This is a genomic window from Luteococcus sp. H91, assembly GCF_038433135.1.
Lineage (GTDB): Bacteria > Actinomycetota > Actinomycetes > Propionibacteriales > Propionibacteriaceae > Luteococcus.
Genome location: NZ_JBCDMV010000014.1, coordinates 120512 through 141202, shown reverse-complemented (window position 1 = coordinate 141202; position 20691 = coordinate 120512). Strand labels below are relative to the sequence as shown.

General features: G+C 67.9%; 20 protein-coding genes and 1 tRNA gene. 7 read left to right on the top strand and 14 right to left on the bottom strand.

Features of this window, described 5'->3' with window-relative positions:
* Positions 1-28 precede the first annotated feature (28 nt).
* Positions 29-916, top strand: a complete 888-nt coding sequence (locus AAEX57_RS08785; RefSeq protein ID WP_342091961.1) for a fructose bisphosphate aldolase — start codon at positions 29-31, stop codon at positions 914-916.
* A 106-nt stretch (positions 917-1022) separates the two neighbouring features.
* Here the strand turns inward: AAEX57_RS08785 and AAEX57_RS08780 are convergent, their stop codons facing one another.
* The 5 genes from AAEX57_RS08780 to AAEX57_RS08760 form a co-directional block, all read right to left on the bottom strand.
* Positions 1023-1799 (bottom strand): enoyl-CoA hydratase, encoded by a 777-nt coding sequence (locus AAEX57_RS08780; protein WP_342091960.1) that lies wholly within the window; start codon positions 1797-1799, stop codon positions 1023-1025.
* On the bottom strand, positions 1800-2705 hold the full coding sequence (gene mmsB / locus AAEX57_RS08775; protein WP_342091959.1) for a 3-hydroxyisobutyrate dehydrogenase: 906 nt from the start codon (positions 2703-2705) through the stop codon (positions 1800-1802).
* Positions 2706-2812: 107 nt separating this feature from the next.
* Complete coding sequence (locus AAEX57_RS08770; protein WP_342091958.1) at positions 2813-3880, bottom strand: enoyl-CoA hydratase/isomerase family protein; 1068 nt, start codon at positions 3878-3880, stop codon at positions 2813-2815.
* Positions 3877-5394: a CoA-acylating methylmalonate-semialdehyde dehydrogenase gene (locus AAEX57_RS08765; RefSeq protein ID WP_342091957.1), complete on the bottom strand. Its 1518-nt coding sequence runs from the start codon at positions 5392-5394 to the stop codon at positions 3877-3879. The genes AAEX57_RS08770 and AAEX57_RS08765 overlap by 4 nt, the downstream gene beginning before the upstream one ends.
* A 102-nt stretch (positions 5395-5496) precedes the next feature.
* Positions 5497-6699, bottom strand: a complete 1203-nt coding sequence (locus tag AAEX57_RS08760) for an acetyl-CoA C-acyltransferase (RefSeq protein ID WP_342091956.1) — start codon at positions 6697-6699, stop codon at positions 5497-5499.
* Positions 6700-6853: 154 nt separating this feature from the next.
* On the opposite strand from AAEX57_RS08760, the gene deoD reads away from it, so the two are divergent.
* A complete protein-coding gene (deoD, locus tag AAEX57_RS08755; RefSeq protein ID WP_342091955.1) occupies positions 6854-7576 on the top strand; it encodes a purine-nucleoside phosphorylase in 723 nt (240 codons plus the stop codon).
* A 77-nt stretch (positions 7577-7653) separates the two neighbouring features.
* On the opposite strand, the gene ahpF is transcribed toward deoD, so the two are convergent.
* The 4 genes from ahpF to AAEX57_RS08735 form a co-directional block, all read right to left on the bottom strand.
* Positions 7654-9234, bottom strand: a complete 1581-nt coding sequence (gene ahpF, locus AAEX57_RS08750) for an alkyl hydroperoxide reductase subunit F (protein WP_342091954.1) — start codon at positions 9232-9234, stop codon at positions 7654-7656.
* Positions 9235-9641: 407 nt separating this feature from the next.
* The gene (gene ahpC / locus AAEX57_RS08745; RefSeq protein ID WP_342091953.1) at positions 9642-10205 is read right to left on the bottom strand and encodes an alkyl hydroperoxide reductase subunit C; all 564 of its coding nucleotides are present in this window, start codon (positions 10203-10205) and stop codon (positions 9642-9644) included.
* 363 nt (positions 10206-10568) lie between these two features.
* Positions 10569-10991, bottom strand: a complete 423-nt coding sequence (locus AAEX57_RS08740; protein WP_342091952.1) for a Fur family transcriptional regulator — start codon at positions 10989-10991, stop codon at positions 10569-10571.
* Between the two features lie 88 nt (positions 10992-11079).
* Positions 11080-11162 (bottom strand) — tRNA-Tyr (locus tag AAEX57_RS08735).
* A gap of 114 nt (positions 11163-11276) precedes the next feature.
* Here AAEX57_RS08735 and AAEX57_RS08730 point away from each other — a divergent pair.
* From AAEX57_RS08730 to AAEX57_RS08720, 3 genes are all read left to right on the top strand, one after another.
* The gene (locus AAEX57_RS08730) at positions 11277-11771 is read left to right on the top strand and encodes a YajQ family cyclic di-GMP-binding protein (protein ID WP_342091951.1); all 495 of its coding nucleotides are present in this window, start codon (positions 11277-11279) and stop codon (positions 11769-11771) included.
* Positions 11772-12094: 323 nt separating this feature from the next.
* Complete coding sequence (locus AAEX57_RS08725; RefSeq protein ID WP_342091950.1) at positions 12095-12205, top strand: hypothetical protein; 111 nt, start codon at positions 12095-12097, stop codon at positions 12203-12205.
* Between the two features lie 139 nt (positions 12206-12344).
* The gene (locus AAEX57_RS08720) at positions 12345-13265 is read left to right on the top strand and encodes an exodeoxyribonuclease III (protein ID WP_342091979.1); all 921 of its coding nucleotides are present in this window, start codon (positions 12345-12347) and stop codon (positions 13263-13265) included.
* Positions 13266-13369: 104 nt separating this feature from the next.
* Here AAEX57_RS08720 and AAEX57_RS08715 read toward each other — a convergent pair whose 3' ends face one another.
* From AAEX57_RS08715 to AAEX57_RS08695, 5 genes are all read right to left on the bottom strand, one after another.
* Positions 13370-14365, bottom strand: a complete 996-nt coding sequence (locus AAEX57_RS08715) for a 3-hydroxyisobutyryl-CoA hydrolase (protein WP_342091978.1) — start codon at positions 14363-14365, stop codon at positions 13370-13372.
* Positions 14366-14415: 50 nt separating this feature from the next.
* On the bottom strand, positions 14416-15966 hold the full coding sequence (gene mptB / locus AAEX57_RS08710) for a polyprenol phosphomannose-dependent alpha 1,6 mannosyltransferase MptB (protein WP_342091949.1): 1551 nt from the start codon (positions 15964-15966) through the stop codon (positions 14416-14418).
* Positions 15963-16298 (bottom strand): NADH-quinone oxidoreductase subunit I, encoded by a 336-nt coding sequence (locus AAEX57_RS08705; protein WP_342091977.1) that lies wholly within the window; start codon positions 16296-16298, stop codon positions 15963-15965. Before AAEX57_RS08705 ends, mptB begins: the two co-directional genes overlap by 4 nt.
* A 128-nt stretch (positions 16299-16426) precedes the next feature.
* Positions 16427-17017 (bottom strand): NADH-quinone oxidoreductase subunit C, encoded by a 591-nt coding sequence (locus AAEX57_RS08700; RefSeq protein WP_342091948.1) that lies wholly within the window; start codon positions 17015-17017, stop codon positions 16427-16429.
* Positions 17014-17430, bottom strand: coding sequence for an NADH-quinone oxidoreductase subunit B (locus tag AAEX57_RS08695; RefSeq protein ID WP_342091947.1), 417 nt, complete (start codon positions 17428-17430; stop codon positions 17014-17016). Before AAEX57_RS08695 ends, AAEX57_RS08700 begins: the two co-directional genes overlap by 4 nt.
* 107 nt (positions 17431-17537) lie before the next feature.
* Here AAEX57_RS08695 and AAEX57_RS08690 point away from each other — a divergent pair, with 107 nt between their 5' ends.
* Together AAEX57_RS08690 and AAEX57_RS08685 are read left to right on the top strand one after the other, a co-directional pair.
* Positions 17538-19550 (top strand): 2-oxoacid:acceptor oxidoreductase subunit alpha, encoded by a 2013-nt coding sequence (locus AAEX57_RS08690; protein WP_342091946.1) that lies wholly within the window; start codon positions 17538-17540, stop codon positions 19548-19550.
* Complete coding sequence (locus AAEX57_RS08685) at positions 19547-20614, top strand: 2-oxoacid:ferredoxin oxidoreductase subunit beta (protein WP_342091945.1); 1068 nt, start codon at positions 19547-19549, stop codon at positions 20612-20614. Before AAEX57_RS08690 ends, AAEX57_RS08685 begins: the two co-directional genes overlap by 4 nt.
* Positions 20615-20691 lie beyond the last annotated feature (77 nt).

The following is a 20691-nucleotide window of genomic DNA, read 5'->3' as shown; positions in this document are numbered from 1 at the left end:
GGACTAGCCTCGTGCCAAGGAGGCAGTCATGAATACCGACCAGGCACAACGCATGTCCACCGGCCAGGGATTCGTCGCCGCACTCGACCAGAGCGGTGGCTCGACCCCCAAGGCCCTGAAGCTCTACGGCATCGCCGAGGAGCAGTACGGCTCCGAAGAGGAGATGTTTGACCTGGTGCACCAGATGCGCACCCGGATCATCACCTCGCCGTCCTTCACCTCGGAGAAGATTCTTGCCGCGATCCTGTTCGAGATGACCATGGACCGTCAGGTGGAGGGCGTCGACACCGCCACCTACCTGTGGGAGAGCAAGGGAATCGTTCCCATCCTCAAGGTTGACAAGGGGCTCGCCGACGAGTCCGACGGGGTGAAGCTGATGAAGCCGATACCCGAGCTGGACGCGCTGCTGGAACGCGCCGTGGCGAAGGGGATCTTCGGCACCAAGATGCGCTCCTTCATCGCGTCGGCCAATCCCATCGGTATCAAGGCCAATGTCGACCAGCAGTTCGAGATCGGCGGACGGATCGGCCACAAGGGCCTTATCCCGATCATCGAGCCCGAGGTGGACATCAAGGCCCCGGACAAGGCCGAGGCGGAGGACATCCTCAAGACCGAGCTGCTCAGCCACCTGGACGCACTTCCCAAGGAATGCCCGGTGATGCTGAAGCTCACCATCCCCAGTCAGGATGACCTCTACGCCGACGTGATCGCGCACCCGAATGTGCTGCGCGTGGTGGCGCTCTCCGGTGGCTACAGCCGGCAGGAGGCCAACGAGCGGCTGGCCCGCAACCACGGCCTGATCGCCTCGTTCAGCAGGGCCCTGACAGAGGGGTTGGACGCGCAGCAGTCCGACGAGGAATTCGACGCGATGCTGGCCGACTCCATCGACGGCATCTACCAGGCGTCGATCACGTAGCCACCCGATCCTCACCTCTCGACAGGCTCGGGAACTGGACACGAGGGCCTCGACGGACCCGGCCACGATGGCCGAGCCTGTCGAGGCCCTCACCTGTCTTCAGGGATCACTCGTGGGTGAAGTTCGGCTCGCGCTTCTCGACGAAGGCGGCCATCCCTTCCTTCTGGTCGGCGGAGGCGAAGACCGAGTGGAAGACCCGACGCTCGTACATCACGCCCTGCTGCAGGGTGGTCTCGTAGGCGGCATTGACCACCTCCTTGACCATGGTGGCGGCCACCTTCGACTTGGAGGCGATCAGCTCGGCGGTCTTGATGGCCTCGTCCAGCAGCTCGGCGGCGGGCACGATCCGGGCCACCAGACCCGAACGCTCGGCCTCCTCGGCGTCCATCATCCGGCCGGTCAGGCACATCTCCATCGCCTTGGCCTTGCCCACCGCACGGGTCAGCCGCTGGGAGCCACCCATGCCCGGCAGCACCCCCAGGTTGATCTCGGGCTGGCCGAACTTGGCCTTGTCCCCGGCCAGGATGAAGTCACACATCATCGCCAGCTCGCAGCCGCCGCCCAGGGCGTAGCCGTTCACCGCGGCGATCACCGGGGTGCGACGGCTGGTGAACTGGTCCCAACCGGCAAACCAGTCCAGGGTGAACATCTGGGTGGCCGACTTCTCTGACATCTCCTTGATGTCGGCACCGGCGGCAAAGGCCTTCTCGGAACCGGTCAGCACGAAGCAGCCGATCTCCGGATTGGCATCCAGCTCCGCAGTGGCGGCCGCCACCTCGCGCATCGTCTGGTCATTGAGCGCGTTCAGCGCCTTCGGCCGGTTCAGGGTGATGATGGCCACCCGGCCCCGGACCTCGACCAGGATGTTCTCGTAGCTGCTCATTCAGGCTTCCTTCGTCGTGTTGGCGCGAATCTCGTTGATGATGGCCGAGAAGTCCTTGGTGGCACCATCACCCTCGTTGAAGTGACGGTAGACGTCAATGGCCAGCGAACCCATCTTGGCATCCGTGCCCGTCAGCTCGATCGCGGAGGCCGCCAGACCCAGATCCTTGGTCATCAGCGCGGTCATGAAACCGGGGGCGTAGCCCCGGTTGGCGGGGCTGTTGGGCACCGGGCCGGGCACCGGGCAGTTGGTGTTCAGGGCCCAGCAGGAGGCGGTGGCGTTGGAGGCGACGTCGAAGAAGGCCTGGTGCTCCACGCCCAGGGACTCGGCCAGGACGAAGGCCTCGCTGACGGCGATCATGTTGATGGCGAGCACCATGTTGTTGCACAGCTTGACGGCCTGACCGGCGCCAGAACCGCCGCACAGCACCACCTTCTTGCCCATCGCCTCCAGGACGGGGCGGGCGGATTCCAGATCCTCGGGCTCCGCGCCCACCATGAAGGTCAGGGTGCCGGCCTCGGCGCCCGTCGTGCCACCGGACATCGGGGACTCGATGGCGCGGTGACCGGCGGCCAGCGCCATCTCCCGGGCCTCGCGGGCATCCACCACGTCGACGGTGGAGCAGTCGATGAACAGGGTGTCGGCCGGGGCATTGGCCAGCAGGCCGTCGGGGCCGCCGTAGGCGCCCTTGAGGATCTTGCCATTGGGCAGGCTGGTGACCACGAACTGCGCGCCCGTGACGGCCTCGGCCTGTGAGGCGCAGTTCACGACGCCATTCTGCGCGGCGCGCTCGCGGGCCTCGGGCACCGGGTCGAAACCCTGCACCGTGAAGCCGGCCTTGACGAGGTTGGCGGCCATGAAGCCGCCCATGTTCCCGAGGCCGATGAAGCCGACGGTCTGGTTCATGAGGGGAAACCTTCCTGTGCAAAAGATCGTGGGTGCAAGAGTTGTTGGGTCGGCGGGTGCCCGGGGTACCGGGCCCGGCAACACTGCCGGGCCCGGCCCAGAGGTGGTCAGCTGCGGCTGGCCAGCTGCGGTTCGGTGATCCGCTCGTCGGTGATCGGCGCGAAGACGGCCTCCACCTCGTCGGGGCCCACCTCGGCGAGGGTGGCGGGCTGCCACTGCGGGTTGCGATCCTTGTCAACCAGCTGGGCGCGCACCCCCTCGACGAATTCGTGCCCGCGCTGCATGTTCACCGAGACCCGGAATTCGGTGTCCAGGGCCTCGGCCAGACTCTGGCCCTTGGCGCGACGCAGGGATTCCAGCGTCACCTTCAGGGCCAGCGGGCTGTTGCGGCGGATCCGCTTGAGGGCGTCCCTGGCCCAATCGGCGTCGACGGCCTCCAGCGCGGTGAGGATCTCCTCCACCGATTCCTTGGAGTAGACCTCTTCGATGTCGCTGTGCTCCGCGTCGAAGCCTGCGGGGGCCGGCTTCGCGAAGCGCTCCACGACGCCGGCGTCGCCGGTGCTGCAGAGCTCGGCCACCAGGGCGTCGAGCTGGTCCTGCGGGACGTAGACGTCGGCCAGGCCACACTCGATCGCCTCACCCGCGCCCACGTGCTGGCCGGTCAGGGCCAGGTGCGTCCCGAGGTGGCTGGGCACGTGGGTGAGCAGGTGCGAGCCGCCGACATCCGGCACGAAGCCGATCCCGGTTTCCGGCATGCCGACCCGGGTGTCGTCGGTGACGATCCGGTGGGAGCCGTGCGCGGAGACACCGATCCCGCCGCCCAGCACGATGCCGTTCATGATCGCGACATAGGGCTTGGGGTAGGTGGAGATCGCCAGGTTCAGCTCGTACTCGTCGGCCCAGAACGTGGCACCATCCGTGCCATCGGCCAGGGCGTCGTTGTACAGGCTGACCACGTCGCCGCCCGCGCACAGGCCGCGCTCACCGGCGCCGGTGAGGATCACCAGGCTGACCCGGTCATCCGTCCGCCACTCCTCCAGCACCCGGGCGAGCACGTCAACCATGTTCTGGTTGAGCGCATTCATCGCCTTGGGCCGGTTGAGCGTGATCACGCCGGCCCGACCGCGGACCTCGGTCAGGACCTCGTCGGTGACCTGTTGGGTGGGCTGCGTCACGACTGGTCACCCCGCGGCATCACGAAGTGCGAGCCGTCCTGCGTGCCGGCGGCCCAGCGGGAGGTGACGGTCTTGGTCTTGGTGTAGAAACGGAAGGCGTCGGGGCCGTGCTGGTTCAGGTCGCCGAAGCCGGAGGCCTTCCAACCACCGAAGGTGTAGAAGCCGATCGGCACGGGGATCGGCACGTTGATGCCCACCATGCCGGTGTCGACGCGGTTGGCGAAGTCGCGGGCGGCGTCACCATTGCGGGTCATGATCGACGTGCCGTTGCCGTACTCGTGGTCGCTGACCAGGGCCAGCGCCTCCTCGTAGTCCTTGGCGCGGATGATGCACAGCACTGGGCCGAAGATCTCGTCGGTGTAGATCGACATGTCCTTGGTGACCTTGTCGAACAGGGTCGGGCCAATGAAGTAGCCGTTCTCGTGGCCCTCCAGCGTGAAGCCGCGGCCATCCACCACCAGATCGGCACCGGCCGCCTCGCCCTGGCCGATGTAGTCCTCGACGCGCTTCAGCGCGGCCTCGCTGACCAGCGGGCCGTAATCGGCCTTCTCGTCCAGCGACGCACCGACCTTGAGCTTCTCGGCACGCTCCTTCATCTTGGCCACCAGCGCGTCGGCGGTCTGTTCCCCCACCGGAACGGCGACGGAGATGGCCATGCAGCGCTCACCGGCGGAGCCGTAGGCGGCACCGACGAGGGCGTCGGCCACCTGGTCCAGATCGGCGTCGGGCATGATCAGCATGTGGTTCTTGGCGCCACCGAAGCACTGGGCACGCTTGCCGTTCTCCGCGGCGCGCACGTAGATACTCTGCGCGATCGGGGTGGAGCCCACGAAGCCGTAGGCCTTGACCCGGGGATCGTCCAGCAGCGCGTCGACCGACTCCTTGTCGCCGTTGACCACCTGGAAGATGCCAGCGGGCAGACCGGCCTCGGTCCACAGCTCGGCCAGGCGCATCGGGACGCCGGGGTCGCGCTCCGACGGCTTCAGGATGAAGGCATTGCCGGCGGCGATCGCCGGGCCACACTTCCACAGCGGGATCATCGCCGGGAAGTTGAAGGGGGTGATGCCACAGACGACGCCGAGCGGCTGGCGCATCGAGTAGGTGTCGATGCCGCGGCCGACGGCGTCGGAGTACTCGCCCTTGAGCAGGTGCGGGGCGGACATGGCGAACTCCACCACGTCGAGGCCACGCTCGATGTCGCCGTGCGAGTCGGCCAGCACCTTGCCATGCTCCATGGAGAGCAGGGTGGCCAGCTCGTCGGCATTGGCCCGGACCAGCTCGACGAACTTGCCCAGGATGCGGGCACGCTTCTGTGGGCTGGTGGCGGCCCAGGCGGGTTGCGCGGCGGCGGCCGCGTCCACCGCGGCAGTCACCTCGTCCTTGGTGGCCAGGGCGACGCGCGCCTGGACGGTGCCCTCGCTGGGGTTGTAGACGTCGCCGAAGCGACCGGACGTGCCCTCGACGACGGCGCCGTCGACGTAATGGTGGATCTCCCGAATGGTGGTCTCAGACATGGTTCAAATCCTTCGCCGCGTTGGTCTCCATTGACAGCCAAAGTGTGGCTTTAATCACACAGTACATAGTTTGACTTCCAAATACTAGGGGCCGTCTCGAAATCAGGACTCGAGGAGCAGGGCCTCACCCTGGCCGCCGCCACCACACAGGCCGATGGCGCCGCGAGACGCCTTGCCGGAGGCGATCTGATGGGCCAGGTGCACCGCCAGGCGGCCACCGGAGGCGCCAATCGGGTGACCGATCGAGATGCCGCCACCACACTCGTTCACCTTGGCCAGATCCACCCCGAGCTCGCGCGCGGAGTGCACCACCACGGCGGCGAAGGCCTCATTGATCTCGATCAGGTCCAGGTCTGCCACGCTCCAGCCCTGCCGCTGCAGCGCCTGGGCGATCGCCCGGGCCGGCTGGGCCTGCAGCGAGGCGTCCGGGCCAGCCATCTGCCCGCAGGCGCGCAGGGTGGCCATCACCGTCCAGCCCTCCCGCTCGGCCCGCGCCCGAGTGGTGAGCACCACGGCAGCGGCACCGTCGCAGATGGACGACGCATTGCCGGCGGTGATGCTGCCGTCGGGCGTGAAGGCCGGGCGCAGCGTGGCCATCGTCTCCACGGAGGAGTCGGGGCGAATCCCCTCGTCCCGGCTGACCACCTGCTCACCCTTGCGGGTCTTGATGGTGACCGGCACCACCTCGCGCGGGAGCACGCCGGATTCCCACGCCTGATGGGCGCGACGGTGGCTCTCGGCGGCGAAGGCATCCTGCTCCTGGCGGGTGACCGGGTAGCGCTCCGCGTAGCGCTCGCTGAGCTCGCCCATCGGGATCCCCAGGTCGGCGGCGGTCAGGCCGTCGTAGGCCATGTGGTCAACCATCTCGGCACCGCCGTAGGACTTGCCGGCGCGCAGCGCGGGCAGCAGGTGGGGCGCACGGGACATGGATTCCATGCCACCGGCGACGGCCACCTCGCTGTCGCCGCACCGCAGGGCGCGTGCGGCGTCGATGATCGCAGTCAGGCCCGACAGGCAGACCTTGTTCACCGTGTTGGTGTGCGCCTCCTGCGGGATCCCAGCGGCCAGGGCGGCCTGCTTGGTCGGGTTCTGCCCGACCCCGGCCTGCAGCACCTCACCCATCACCACCATGTCGACCAGCTCGGGACTGACCCCACCCTTGTCCAGCGCACCGCGAATGGCTACCCCGCCGAGCTCCGGTGCGGACAGTGCGGACAGCCCGCCGAGCAGCCTGCCCGACGGGGTGCGGGCGGCACCGATGATCACGATGTCGTCGGGCGAGAACACAGCATTGGGTTCGGTCATGACAACTCCTGGGGCTTGGTCTGCGCGCTAACCGCGACAGTACGATTTACTTACGGATCGTACCGTCTGGGGGCTTCCGGGGCTAGACCCCCGCGTCGGAGGTGGGACGGCTAGGCTGAACGCGACGTCATTCGTACTACCGATGGGACCCCTGATGGCCACTCCGCACATCGCCGCAGAGCCGGGCGAGATCGCACCCCTGGTGCTGATGCCCGGCGACCCCAAGCGTGCCGCCCGGATCGCCGAGACCTTCCTCACCGACGCAAGGCTGGTCAGCGACGTGCGCGGGATCGGCTGCTTCACCGGCACCTTCGAGGGCACCCCGATGAGCGTGATGGCCTCCGGGATGGGCGTCGCGTCGCTGAGCATCTACGCCACCGAGCTCTTCCGCTTCTACGGCGTGCGCCGGATCTGCCGGGTGGGCACCTGTGGCGGCATCTCGTCGACGGTGAAGGTGCGCGATGTGGTCATCGGCAATGTCGCGCACACCAATTCCAATGTCTCGACGCTCTACACCCCCGGCGTGACGATGAGCCTGGCTGCCAGTTTCGACATGCTGCGCGGCGCGGTGGACCAGGCCCGCTCGATGGAGCTCGACGGTGGGGCCTCGGTGCACGTAGGGCCGGTCTACTCGTCGGACTTCTTCTACCTGGGCCGCGCCGACGTGATCGAGGGGCTTGACCGGGTGGGCACGCTGGGCGTCGAGATGGAGGCGGCGGGCTTGTATGCCTGTGCCGCACTGGAGGGCGCCGAGGCGCTGACCGTGCTCACCGTCAGCGACCACCTGAAGGATGGTTCCGGCGACATGTCCGCCGAGGAGCGCGAGACCTCCTTCGGCAATGCCTTGCGGATCGCCGCGGCGGGCCTGCTGGCCTGAGCTCTCAAGCACCCTCGACAGGCACGCGGCCCCGAACTCCGGCGGGAGGGGTTCGGGGCCGCGTCGTGTGGTGAGGATCAGGCCTCGACGGCCTGCTTGGTGCGGATCAGGTAGTCGAAGGCACTCAGCGCGGCCGTGGCGCCGGAGCCCTGGGCGACGACGATCTGCTTGTACGGGATGGTGGAGCAGTCACCCGCCGCGAAGATGCCGGGGACATTGGTCTCGCCGCGATCATTGACCTCGATCTCGCCGCGCCCGGAGAGCTCGATGCCCGATTCCTTGAGCCACTGTGTGGTGGGCAGCAGACCGATCTGGACGAAGATGCCGGACAGCGCCAGTTCCTTGACCTCGTCGGTGGCGCGGACCTTGTACTTCAGGCCGGTCACCTGCGCCCCGTCGCCGACGACCTCGGTGGTCTGGGCGCCGAGGATCACGTCGACATTGGGCATGGAGCGCAGCTTGTCCCGCAGGACGCCGTCGGCGCGCATCTCGTCCATGAACTCGATGACGGTGACGTGGTCCACGATGCCGGCCAGGTCGATGGCCGCCTCGACGCCGGAGTTGCCACCGCCGATCACGGCGATCCGCTTGCCCTTGAACAGCGGACCGTCGCAGTGCGGGCAGAAGGTGACGCCCTTGTTGCGGTACTCCTCCTCACCGGGAACTCCCATCAGCCGCCACTTGGCACCGGTCGCGATGATCACGCTGCGCGCCTTGAGGCCGGCCTGGTCACCGAACTTGACGGCATGGAGGCCGCCCTCGGTGGTGGTGGTCTCGATGCCGGTGGCGGACTGGTTCTTGATCACGTCGATCTCGTAGTCACCGACGTGCTGCTCCAACGCGGCAGCGAACTTGGGACCCTCGGTCTTGGAGACCGAGATGAAGTTCTCGATGTCCATGGTGTCCAGCACCTGACCGCCGAAGCGCTCCCCCACCAGGCCGGTGCGGAAGCCCTTGCGGGCGGTGTAGATGGCGGCGGCGGCACCAGCGGGGCCCTGGCCGATCACCAGCACCTCGTAGGGTTCGCGCTCGTTGAGCTTGGAGGCGGCCTTGGCCCCGGCCCCCGAATCCAGCTTGGCGACGAAGTCGGCCATGTCCATCCGGCCAGAGGCGAAGGGCTCGCCATTGAGGTAGACCTGCGGGACGGAGAGGATGTTCTTGGCCTTCACCTCGTCCTGGAAGAGCGAGCCCTCGACGGCGGTGTGCTTGATCCGGGGGTTGAGCACGGCCATCGCATTGAGCGCCTGCACCACGGTGGGGCAGTTCTGGCAGCTGAGCGACATGTAGGTGGTGAACTCGTAGTCGCCGTCGAGATCCTTGACCTGCTGCATCAGGTCGGCATCCTCCTTGACGGGGTTGCCGCCCACCTGCACCAGGGCGAGCACCAGCGAGCTGAACTCGTGGCCCAGCGGAATGCCGGCGAAGCTGACGCCGGTCTCGGTGCCGGTGCGCACGATCCGGAAGGACGGCTTGCGTTCGTCGCTGCCGTCGGTGCGCACGGAGATCTTGTCCGAGAGCGCCGCGACCTCGTTCAACAGGCCGAGCATCTCCTGCGCCTTGGGACGGTCGTCGAGGCTCGCGATCAGCTCGACGGGCTCGACGACCTTGGTCAGCAGCTGGGAGAGCTGCGCGGTGAGTGCGGAATCAAGAACAGCCATGGCTCCTACTAGGGGTGCTGTGTGGTGGATGGTGTGACGGGCGGTCCCACGGGGCAAACCTGCCGCTCGGGGCCGCCGGACGCGATGACGGGGTAGAGCCCGGCCGGGCGACGACGGTGCCACCCGGCCGGACGGAACAGCAAGAGCGGAGCCCCGGGCAGGCCACGCGCGAGGTGCGAGCGCGGAGAGCCTGCCCCGGGCAAGCAGGCGACGAAGGAGCCGCTCGCTTGCCCGGAACAGACAAGTCGGCGGCGCAGCGCTTCCATGCCTTCCGGGGGGCCAACGGGGGCGGAGCCCCCCGCCCGGTCAGGCGACGAAGGAGCCGCACGACCGGACGGAACAGAAAGAGCGGAGCAAAGCGACTTCCTCGCCTTTCCAGGGGGCTCGGGGGGCGCAGCCCCCCATGATCAGATCTTGCCGACGAGATCGATGCCGGGCTTCAGGGTCTCCTCGCCCTCTTCCCACTTGGCGGGGCAGACCTCGCCCGGGTGGTTGCGCACGTACTGGGCGGCCTTGATCTTGCGGATCAGCTGGCCGGCCTCGCGACCGATGCCCTCGGCGGTGGTTTCGATGTACTGGATGATGCCGTCGGGGTCCACCAGGAAGGTGGCGCGGTCGGCCTGGCCGGCGCCGGGACGCATGTTGTCGAAGTTGTTGGTGATCTGGCCGTTGCTGTCACCCAGCATGTAGTACTTGATCTTGCCGACCTCGGCGGAGGCCTCGGTCCAGGCCTTGTGCACGAAGTGGGAGTCGGTGGAGACGGAGTAGACCTCGACGTCCATGCCCTTCAGCTCTTCGTAGTGGTCGGCCATGTCACCGAGCTCGGTGGGGCAGACGAAGGTGAAGTCGGCCGGGTAGAAGAAGAAGACGCCCCACTTGCCGAGCACGTCAGTGTCGGAGACCTCGACGAACTCGCCGTCCTTGTAGGCCTGGGTGGTGAAGGGGAGGATCTTGGTGTTCATCAGCGACATCGGGGAACCTTTCGATCAAATCTGGAGGTTTTCCAGAAACTGGAATCGTTCAAGAAATAGCCTAGGGTTTCCTCGCCGGCATTGCAAGGACTCGTCTCGAGATGAAGACTCCTCGGCCCACGACCCAATGTAGTAAGGGAACGTGACGCCCACCAGAGGAGTGCCAACCGCAGTGGGCGAACTCTTGGTGACAGGCGGACTCGTTGCCGGACAACGCCCACACTGAGGGCCACGCCCAATCCCCCGCCTTCGGCGCAGACCTGCTGCACAAAGTGGCAATCTTTTGACGGTTTGAACGTGTCAGGTCGGATTCTGTGTCCGGATGACTGCCATTTTGGGCGGCCCCAGCACGAAGGAGGAGAGTCAAACGGCCCGACAGGCGGGGCACAGCCCCCAGTAGATGACCTCGGCCTCGTCCAGCACGAAGCCGTGTGTCTCCGACGGGGTCAGACAGGGCATCTCACCGACTGCGCAGGGCACGTCGAGCACCACACCGCAGGCGCGACAGGCCATGTGGTGATGGTTGTCATGCGCGTGGATCTCGTACAGCGCCGGATGCCCGGCCAGCTCCACCCGTCGCAGCACACCCGACTCGCGCAGCACATTGAGCGTGTCGTAGATGGACTGCACGGAGACCGACCCCAGGCGCTCGACCACCCCGCGTCGGATCACTTCCGCCTCGGCATGCGGGGCCGCGGCGACGGCGTCGAGCACTGCGGTGCGGATGGCGGTGACCCGCAGACCGGCCTGGCGCAACGCGTCGGACGCAGAGAACGGCTCGTTCACGGTCGATCCTCCTCACGCATCTCCGGGCAATTGTTGAACATTCTTCCAGATGCACGAAAGCCCCGGATCGAGATCCGGGGCTTTCGAGTGGCAGGTGTAGGGTTCGAACCTACGTAGGCGTACACCGACAGATTTACAGTCTGCTCCCTTTGGCCACTCGGGCAACCTGCCATGCCGGTCAACCCGGCGAGGAGAAACACTAGCAGCACAACCCGGGATCGTGCCAATCGGCATCGAGCCACTGGCAGAATGGACGCCGAACCGCCGCCAACCAGAGGAGACAGCATGGCAGCCGACAGCTCTTTCGACATCGTCAGCAAGGTGGATCGCCAGGAGGTGGACAACGCCCTGGGCCAGGCCGCCCGCGAGGTGGGCCAGCGCTTCGACTTCAAGAACACCGACTCGTCCATCAAGTGGTCCGGCGACGAGGTGATCGAGATCGAGAGCAACGGCGAGGAGCGAGCCAAGGCCGTCCTGGACGTCTTCGAATCCAAGCTGGTCAAGCGCGGCGTCAGCCTGAAGGCGCTGGAGAAGGGTGAGCCCCGACTGAGCGGCAAGATGTGGAAGATCACCTGCTCCACCAAGCAGGGCATCACCCAGGAAAATGCCAAGAAGATCTCCAAGCTGATCCGCGACGAGGGCCCCAAGGGCGTCAAGGCGCAGATCCAGGGTGACGAGCTGCGGGTCAGCTCCAAGAAGCGGGACGACCTGCAGGCCGTCCAGGCCCTGATCAAGGAGCAGGACTACGACTTCGCGGTCCAGTTCGTGAACTACCGCTGACCCTGGGCCAACACCCTTGCCGCAGACCCCTCGGGACCCATCTGATCCCCGGGGAGTCCGCAGGCCCAGAGCCGCCCGCGCTTCCGCCCCGCCGACGGACCCCGCCGCCTTATGCACGGAATGGTCCGTATATATTTGCTGCATGACGAACGAACTCCCTCTTGTCGAGAAGTCCGGCGGCTGCGGTTGCGGCCATGACCACGAGCCCGAGGTGCCCACCCTGCTGGCCGGCCAGATCCCGCACGCCGTGCGGCACGGCGCCATCATCAGGTGCCCTGAGCCAGCTGCCGTCGGGCGGCGCGATGGATCTGGTGGCGCCGCACGTGCCCACTCCCCTGCTCAACCAGATCGAGCAGCTCTTCCCCGGCATGTACGCCACCGAGGTGATCGACCCGACCCCCGAGGCCTACCGCATCCGGTTCACCAAGGCCTGAGCACCAGCCCGGCGTACCCGGGGCCCACTCTGCACCCCAGCGGGCGACTGTGTACCCGCTCCAGCGGGTGCAGGGTGCACGCCCGAGGTGCTCAGTCGGGTCATCTTCTGGGCCGATGGTGGCTAGGCTGGCCGGCATGCTGCGCGTCGCCACCTTCAATGTGAACGGAATCCGGGCCACACAGAAGCGGGGATTCACCGACTGGCTGGCCAGCCGGGGCTGTGACGTGGTGGCGCTGCAGGAGGTCCGCTGCCCCGTCGCGCAACTGCCCGACGGGGTCTTCGGTGACTACCACCTGGCCTACGACGCCGGACAGCTGGCCGGCCGCAATGGCGTCGCCATCCTCACCCGGGAGCAGCCGCTGGACATCCGCAGCTGGGGCGCGGGCGCGCTGGTCCGGGCACCGGGAGATGCCCACGTTGAGCTGCGCGAACCGGCCGAACGCGACGCCCTGGCCAGGGAGCTGAAGGCCTTTGCCACCGAAGGCCGCTACCTGGAGGTGGATCTGGCGGACAAGCCGCTGACCGTCGGCTGCCTCTACCTGCCCAAGGGCGGGCTGCCCGCCCATCTGCAGGCCGACGGCAAGAATGGCCGGGAGAAGCCGGACGGCGGCGCCAAGTACGAGCGCAAGATGCGCTTTCTCAAGGGCTTCGCCCGGCACCTGACCAGGGCCCGGCGCAGTGCCGCGGCACAGGGCCGGGAATTCCTGGTGATGGGCGACTTCAACATCGCCCACGACGAACACGACATCAAGAACTGGAAGGGCAATCTGAAAAGCGAGGGGTTCCTGCCCGAGGAGCGCGCCTGGCTGGACGAGATCCTCTCCCCGCGCACCCTGGTGGACGTGGTGCGTGCCCTACACCCCGACCAGGACGGCCCCTATTCGTGGTGGAGCTGGATGGGCCAGGCCTTCGTCAAGGACGCCGGCTGGCGGATCGACTACCACTTCGCGACACCGAAGCTCGCCAAGCTGGCGATCACCGGCGGCACCGACCGCGCGGAGAGCTACGAGGCCCGGATGAGCGACCACGCCCCGGTTGTCGTCGACTACGACTTCTGAGACCGGACGCCGGCGGCGCCCCTGGCGTCCGTATTGAGCGCGCCAGCTGCGCAGGGAGGCGCTTCCCACCCAGCTCAAAGTGCAGCCAAGCACCTCAATGGTGCTCAGGCGTCGCGGAACATGCCCAGGACGAGCTCCCGCGGCACGTCCTCCACCCGGGCGTGGCGCCACTGCGGGTTGCGATCCTTGTCGACGAGCTGGGCGCGCACACCCTCGACGAAGTCGGAATCGGCGACGTAGTTTCGGGCCAGGACCAGATCCTGGGCCAGCACCTCGCGCACGGATTCCATGGCACCCGCGCGGCGCACCGCCTCCAGCGCGACGCAGACGCTCCACGGCGACTTGCTGCGGATCACGTCGACGCATTCCCGCGCTCGGGGGGCGGGGTGCAGCTCCAGTCGCTGCAGAATCGTCGTCGGATCATTGCCGGTGAAGCACTCGTCGATCCACGGCTGGTCCTGGGCGAGCTGGGAGCGCTCGGCCAGTTCGGTCCCTTCGACGGATCCGCGGGCCCCGCCGGGTTCGGGTACCGTGACCTCCGCGGACTCGGGGAGCACCTGGTGGACCAGGCCGGCGTGCAGGGCGCTGGCGGCGTCGATGGTGGCGCCGGTCATGGCCAGGTAGACACCCAGCTCGCCGGGGGCCGCGGCCAGCTGCCAGCAGATCCCGACGTCGGGGAACAGCCCGATCCCCACCTCCGGCATCGCCAGTTGCAGGTTGGGCGCGGCCTGCACGGAAGAGGCGTGCAGCGTCAGCCCCAGGCCGCCGCCCATCGAGATGCCGTGCAGGTGGGCGGTGATCGGCTTGCTGGAGCCCGCGATCAGCGCGTTCACACCGTACTCGACGCGGAAGAAGTCCACCGCGGCCTCTGGATCGTCCAGTACCAGCTGGCGAATCGCGCGGACGTCGGCGCCGGCGCAGAAGCCCCTCTCGCCAGCGCCCCGGATCTCGATCCGGGCCACCGAATCATCGTCCTGCCAGGCGTGCAGCACCTCGGAGATGCTGCCCATCATCTGCGGGCTGAGCGCATTGATGGCGCGAGGCCGGTTCAGCACCAGCCGCGCGATGTCACCGTCGCGCTCGATGGCCAGCTCGTCGATGGCCAGCTCGGCGGTGCGCTGCTCGGCTGAGGTCATGGCGTCCTCCTGGATCAATCGTGGCGTCTGCGAGCCAGCCTACGTCGGCGGGCCTCGGTGCTCTGTTCATGGGTGTACAGCTGCCAACCGAAGCCGGCAACCGCGGTGATACCCAGCGCGACGGCCGGGTTGAAGGAGTCCACGGCGCTGCGGCTGTTGCGCAGGGCCAGGTTGATCGCGGCATAGCTGAGCAGCACCACCGTGGTCCAGACGCTGGCGCGCACCATCCGCTGCGAGGGCCGGGTCAGCGGCACCAGCACCCCGCCCCACAACACGTACCAGGAGTGCAGCGCGGGCGAACACAACGCAACGACCAGGAAGCTCCAGCTGAGGAAGGTGATCGGGCGGCGACGGGCGATGGTCAGCGCAAAGGTGGCGATCAGCACGACGGCGATCACCATGCCCGAGGTGCGGGCATAGCGGATCACGTTGTGGCCGGTCGGATCCAGCCCCAGCCAGTTGGCCAGCAGCTGGCCACCCTGCCCGACGATGGTGGACGGGGAGACGGTGACCACCATGCCGGGCACATCGACGGCATCCAGCCAGCCATAGCCCAGCCCGGTGAGGCTGGTGATCCCCGCGAAGGTGCCGATCCCGATCGCCATGCTGACCAGCACCCGGGTGACGGTGGTCAGCAGCTCCTGCCAGCGCCAGCTGGCCCAGGGCTGGGCGATCAGCGGCAGGGCGTAGGCGGCCATGATCGCGGGTTGTTTGATGGCGGCGGCGGTGCCGATCAGCACGGCGGACAAGAGCCAGGCCCAGCTGCTGAGGAAGGCCAGCCACAGCCCGGCCACCAACAGCCCCACCATCAGGGCGTCGTTGTGCGCGCCGCCGATGAAGTCGATCACCAGCACCGGGTTCAGCGTGGCCATCCAGGCGGCGTCGGCGGGATTGATCCGCAGCTTGACCGCGATCCGCGGCACCAGCAGCCCGATCAGCACCACCCCGACCAGCGCCGGGATCCGCATGGCCAACGCGGAGACATAGGGATCGAAGCGACAGACATCGACGATCAGGTGCTGCATCTGCAGGCTCAACGGGCCATAGGGTGCGGGGGTGCGACGCCAGACCCACGCCACCTGATCGGCGAAGGAGCCGGGCAGCAACATCACATTGCCGTGGTAGGGATTGATGTCGTTGTGGATCAACCAACCCTGCGCTGCATAGGAATAGGCGTCGTGGCTGAAGATTGGTGGGGCCAGCAGGAAGGGCGCACCCCAGATGGCCAGCACCGCCCAGTGCTTGAGGTGGGTGTAGGCCACCTCCTCGCCGTCGGGCTGGGCGCCGGGGCGCATCCGGAACCAGGAGTCGACCAGCAGCATCAGCCCCGCCATCACCAGCAGCGTGCCGATGATCCGGGCGGGCGTTCCGGTGAAGTGCAGCCAGCGCAGCACCCGCCACCACGGCGTGCTCTGCGGCAGGTAGGCGGGGGTCAGCGAGCCCAGGGTGATCAGGGCGGTGCCGTAGGCGCCGCGACGCACATGCCGCACTCCCCAGGCGCGCCGCACACTGCCCCAGTGGAACTCCAGGTCTGAGATCACCGACCCGTTCGTGGCGACGCTCACCGGAGCTGCTCGCGACCCTGGTGCAGGGCCTCCGGGCTGTCGGCGCTGGCGACGTGCGGGCCAGCCCACTCCAGTGCGTCGAAGGGGCACTGCTCGACGCAGATGCCGCAGTACATGCACAGTGACCAGTCGATCTCGAAGCGATCCAGCACATTGACCGAGCGCTGGCGGGCCCGGGCATAACCGCTGGTGGCGGACGCGGCGGCACCGCCGATCGGGGCGCCGCCCTCGCCGGTGACCTGCTCGGTGTGCGAGTCGATCTGGATGCACCAGGCCGGGCACTCCCGGGCACAGATCATGCAGGAGGTGCAGTTGGCCTCGATCAGCCGGATGGAGCCGTGCCGGGTCTGGGGGGCCGGGGCCTCGACGGGCTCGGCCCCCGAGCCAACCTTCGGCTTCTCGCAGTCGCACCCACCATCCCCGAGCTTGTCGAGGGGTGTCGAACCCATCGTCGGGTCGGTCATCGACGCCTCCTGACCCGGCCACCGGAGACGGCGGCGGCGATCTCGGCGGCTTCGGGGGCCGGCGCGTCCGGGTCGCGGTCTCCCCAGATGGCGGCCTCCGGCACCCCGGGCGGAGCCATCTTGCGTCGGCTGGGAGCGGCGGCGCCCTCCCCCGGCTCCTTGGCACCCGGCCACGGCTGGGCTGCCCGGGCGGCCAGCACGAAGTCCTTGCGCAGGGTCCGGGCCGGTTCCAGCCCGCCTGGGGCATGGTTCAGCAGCGGAGCCAGGTCTCCCCCGTCGAAGACCACCCCGAAGAAGTCGTGCACCTCCCGCTCATGCCAGGCCGCGCCCGGCAGCAGCTCGGTGCAGCTGACCAGCCGCGGCTGTTCGCGGGGAATCCGGGTCTGCAGTCGCAGTCCGCGCGGCGGGGCGCTGGTGAAGTCCACCAGCCGCAGGATGATCCGCAGTTCGTCGGCGCGGCCGATCTCGTCAACGCAGCCCAGCCAGTCGAAGAAGCCGAAGCCCTCCCCGCTGGCCGCGGTGATCGCCGTCAGCCAGTCGTCGGGGGTGGTCTCACGCCGCTGGTCGTCCAGCCCGTGGGCGCTCATCCGGCCACCGCCCTGGCGTCGCGCACCTGACGGACGACGCCCGCCAGGGCGTCGGGCGGGGGCGGGCAGCCGGCGATCCAGGAATCAACCCGGACCAGTTGGTCGACCCCCTTGGTCACCGACGGCGCATCCCAGTAGGGGCCGCCAGCGCAGGCGCAGGCACCGAAGCTCACCACAAAAGGCTGGGGAAGGTTGTCAATTTCCTCCTTGACAATGCCCGCCAGCGCGTCGGTCAGGGTGCCGGAGACGACGGCCACCACCCGGGCCCCGTCGGGCACCTCGGTGAGCCGGGGCGCGCCCGTGGGAACCGCGAACTCCGTCTCGACGGCGCAGCAGGCCAGTGCAAGGTCGACGACCACCACCGATTGGTCTGAGTACCAGTCGATGAATCTGCCCTGCGCGTCACCTGTCACGTCGGCCAGCCTAACGTGGCGGGAAGCCAAGCCCATTTTCCGGAGGGTTTAGGCTTGCAGACTGAGTGTTGTTGTGTTCTCCGTTGTCGGTTGGAAAGAGGCCCCCGTTGTCCGCTGTGCATGTGCTCGACCGAGTGGTGATTCGCTTCGCCGGTGACTCCGGCGACGGAATGCAGCTGACCGGCGACCGGTTCACCCATGACTCGGCCACGATGGGCAATGACATCTCCACCCTGCCCAACTTCCCGGCCGAGATCCGGGCCCCCCAGGGGACGCTGCCCGGCGTGTCCAGCTTCCAGCTGCACTTCGCCAATTTCGACATCGTCACCCCCGGTGACCGCCCCGACGTGCTGGTGGCGATGAACCCGGCCGCGCTGAAGGCAAACCTGAAGGACATCCCCCGCGGCGGCCTGCTGCTGGTGGATACCGCCGAGTTCACCAAACGCAACCTGACCAAGGTGGGTTATGACGCCAACCCGCTGGAGGACGGTTCGCTGACCGACTACCAGTTGGTCGCGCTGGACCTGACCGGGCTGGCCGTCGCCTCGGTGAAGGAGTTCGGGCTGGGCCGCAAGGATTCGGCGCGCAGCAAGAACATGTTCGCGCTGGGCCTGCTGAACTGGCTCTACAGCCGCCCCACCGAGGGCACGGAGACTTTCCTGGGTGAGAAGTTCGCCAAGAAGCCCCAGATCCGCGATGCCAACGTCGCCGCCTTCCGGGCCGGGTATGCCTATGGCGAGACCACCGAGGAGTTCGCGGTCCGCTATGAGGTGGCCAAGGCCCCGATGCGCCCCGGCAAGTACCGGCAGATCTCCGGCAACCTGGCCACCAGCTACGGCCTGATCGTCGGCGCCGAGAAGGCCGGCCTGCAGCTCTTTCTGGGCTCCTACCCGATCACCCCGGCCTCCGACATCCTGCACGAGCTGAGCAAGCACAAGGCCGAGGGCGTGGTCACCTTCCAGGCGGAGGACGAGATCGCCGGCGTCGGTGCGGCGCTGGGCGCCTCGTTCGCGGGTGCGCTGGGTGTCACCTCCACCTCGGGCCCCGGCATCGCGCTCAAGGCGGAGACGATCGGTCTGGGTGTGATGACCGAACTGCCTCTGGTGGTCGTCGACGTGCAGCGCGCCGGCCCCTCCACCGGCATGCCCACCAAGACCGAGCAGGCCGACCTGCTGCAGGTGATGTACGGCCGCAATGGCGAGGCGCCGGTGCCGGTGCTGGCCCCGGCCACTCCCGCCGACTGCTTCGACATGGCGGTTGAGGCCGTGCGGATCGCGGTGACCTACCGCACCCCGGTGATCCTGCTCAGCGACGGTTACCTGGCCAATGGCGCCGAGCCGTGGAAGATCCCCGTCGTCGACGAGATCCCGGCGATCGACCCGAACTTCGCCACGGGCCCCAATGATGGCGAGGACTTCCTGCCCTACAAGCGGGATCCCGAAACCCTGGCCCGGGCATGGGCGATCCCCGGCACCCCCGGACTGGAGCACCGGATCGGCGGCATCGAGAAGGCCGATGGCTCCGGGAACATCTCCTATGACCCGGCCAACCACGACAAGATGGTGCGGCTGCGCCAGGCCAAGGTGGACGGCATCGTGCGCGACATCGCCGACGTCGAGGTGGACGACCCGTCGGGTCAGGCCAAGGTGCTGGTGCTGGGCTGGGGCTCCACCTACGGCCCGATCACCGCGGCGGTCCGCCGGGTGCGCAAGACCGGCCGCAACGTGGCCCAGGCGCATGTGCGGCACCTCAACCCGCTGCCCGCCAACCTGGGCGAGGTGCTCAAGGCCTATGACCGGGTGATCGTGCCCGAGATGAACCTGGGCCAGTTCGCCATGATGCTGCGCGCCAAGTACCTCGTCGACGTGCACAGCTATTCCAAGGTCTACGGCCTGCCGATCTCGCTCAGCGAGCTGGCAGCCGACCTGGAGACCGAGATCGACGCGATCGACCCGAACCATCCCGACGTGCCCGTCGACGACTTCATCGAGGAGGCCCCCGAGGGCCCGGGCAGTGAGGACATGGGCGACGGTCAGCTCGCGCCCGACTCGCAGCAGGCGCAGCTGCGCGCCGAATCCGCCCGCACCATCACCACCGACGCCGCCGAGGAGAGCAAGTGACCACCACCCAGCAGACCGAGTACCGCGGCCTGGCCGGTGTCCCGCTGAGCATCGAGCCGCTGAACCGCAAGGACTTCACCAGCGACCAGGAGGTCCGCTGGTGCCCCGGCTGCGGCGATTACGCCATCCTGGCCGCCTTCCAGGGGATGATGCCCGAGCTGGGGATCAAGCGGGAGAACACCGTGATCATCTCCGGCATCGGCTGCTCGTCGCGTTTCCCCTACTACGTCGACTCCTACGGGATGCACTCGATCCATGGCCGCGCCCCGGCCATCGCCACCGGTGTGGCCGTCACCCGTCCGGACCTGGGCGTCTGGGTGGTCACCGGCGACGGTGACTCGCTGTCGATCGGTGGCAACCACCTGATCCACGCGCTGCGCCGCAATGTGAACATCACCATCATGCTGTTCAACAACCGGATCTATGGCCTGACCAAGGGGCAGTACTCCCCCACGTCGGAGGCCGGCAAGGTGACCAAGTCCAGCCCGCTGGGCTCGGTGGACACCCCCTTCAACCCGGTCTCGCTGGCACTGGGCGCCGAGGCCGGCTTCGTGGCCCGCACCGTCGACTCCGACCGCAAGCACCTGTCCGAGGTGCTGAAGGCCGCCGCCGACTACCGCGGGGCCGCGCTGGTGGAGATCTACCAGAACTGCCCGATCTTCAACGACGGCGCCTTCGACGCGATGAAGGGCACCGAGGCCGATGAGGCGATCATCCCGCTGCGGCACGGCGAGCCGATCGTCTTCGGTGCCGAGAATCACCTGGGCGTCGTCCAGAACCGCGACGGCTCCGTCGAGGTGGTGGAGGTCAGCGAGGTGGGCCTGGACAAGATCCTGGTGCACGACGAGCAGCACGCCGACCCGTCGCTGGCCTTCGCGCTCAGTCGGCTGACCGATGGTGGCGTGATGCACCGCTCCCCGATCGGCATCTTCCGCAATGTGGAGCGGCCCGCCTACGACGACCTGGCGCGCGAGCAGGTGGAACTGGCTCGTGGCAGCCGCAGCGCCACCGGCCTGCAGGCGATGATCGACGGCAAGGACACCTGGCAGATCCAGCAGCACTGAGCCTCGGCACTCGGCCGGAGCCCCGGGCAGAACCGGCCGGCGTGTCAATGTTTGGTTTGCCGAGGGCCGTTCCGCAA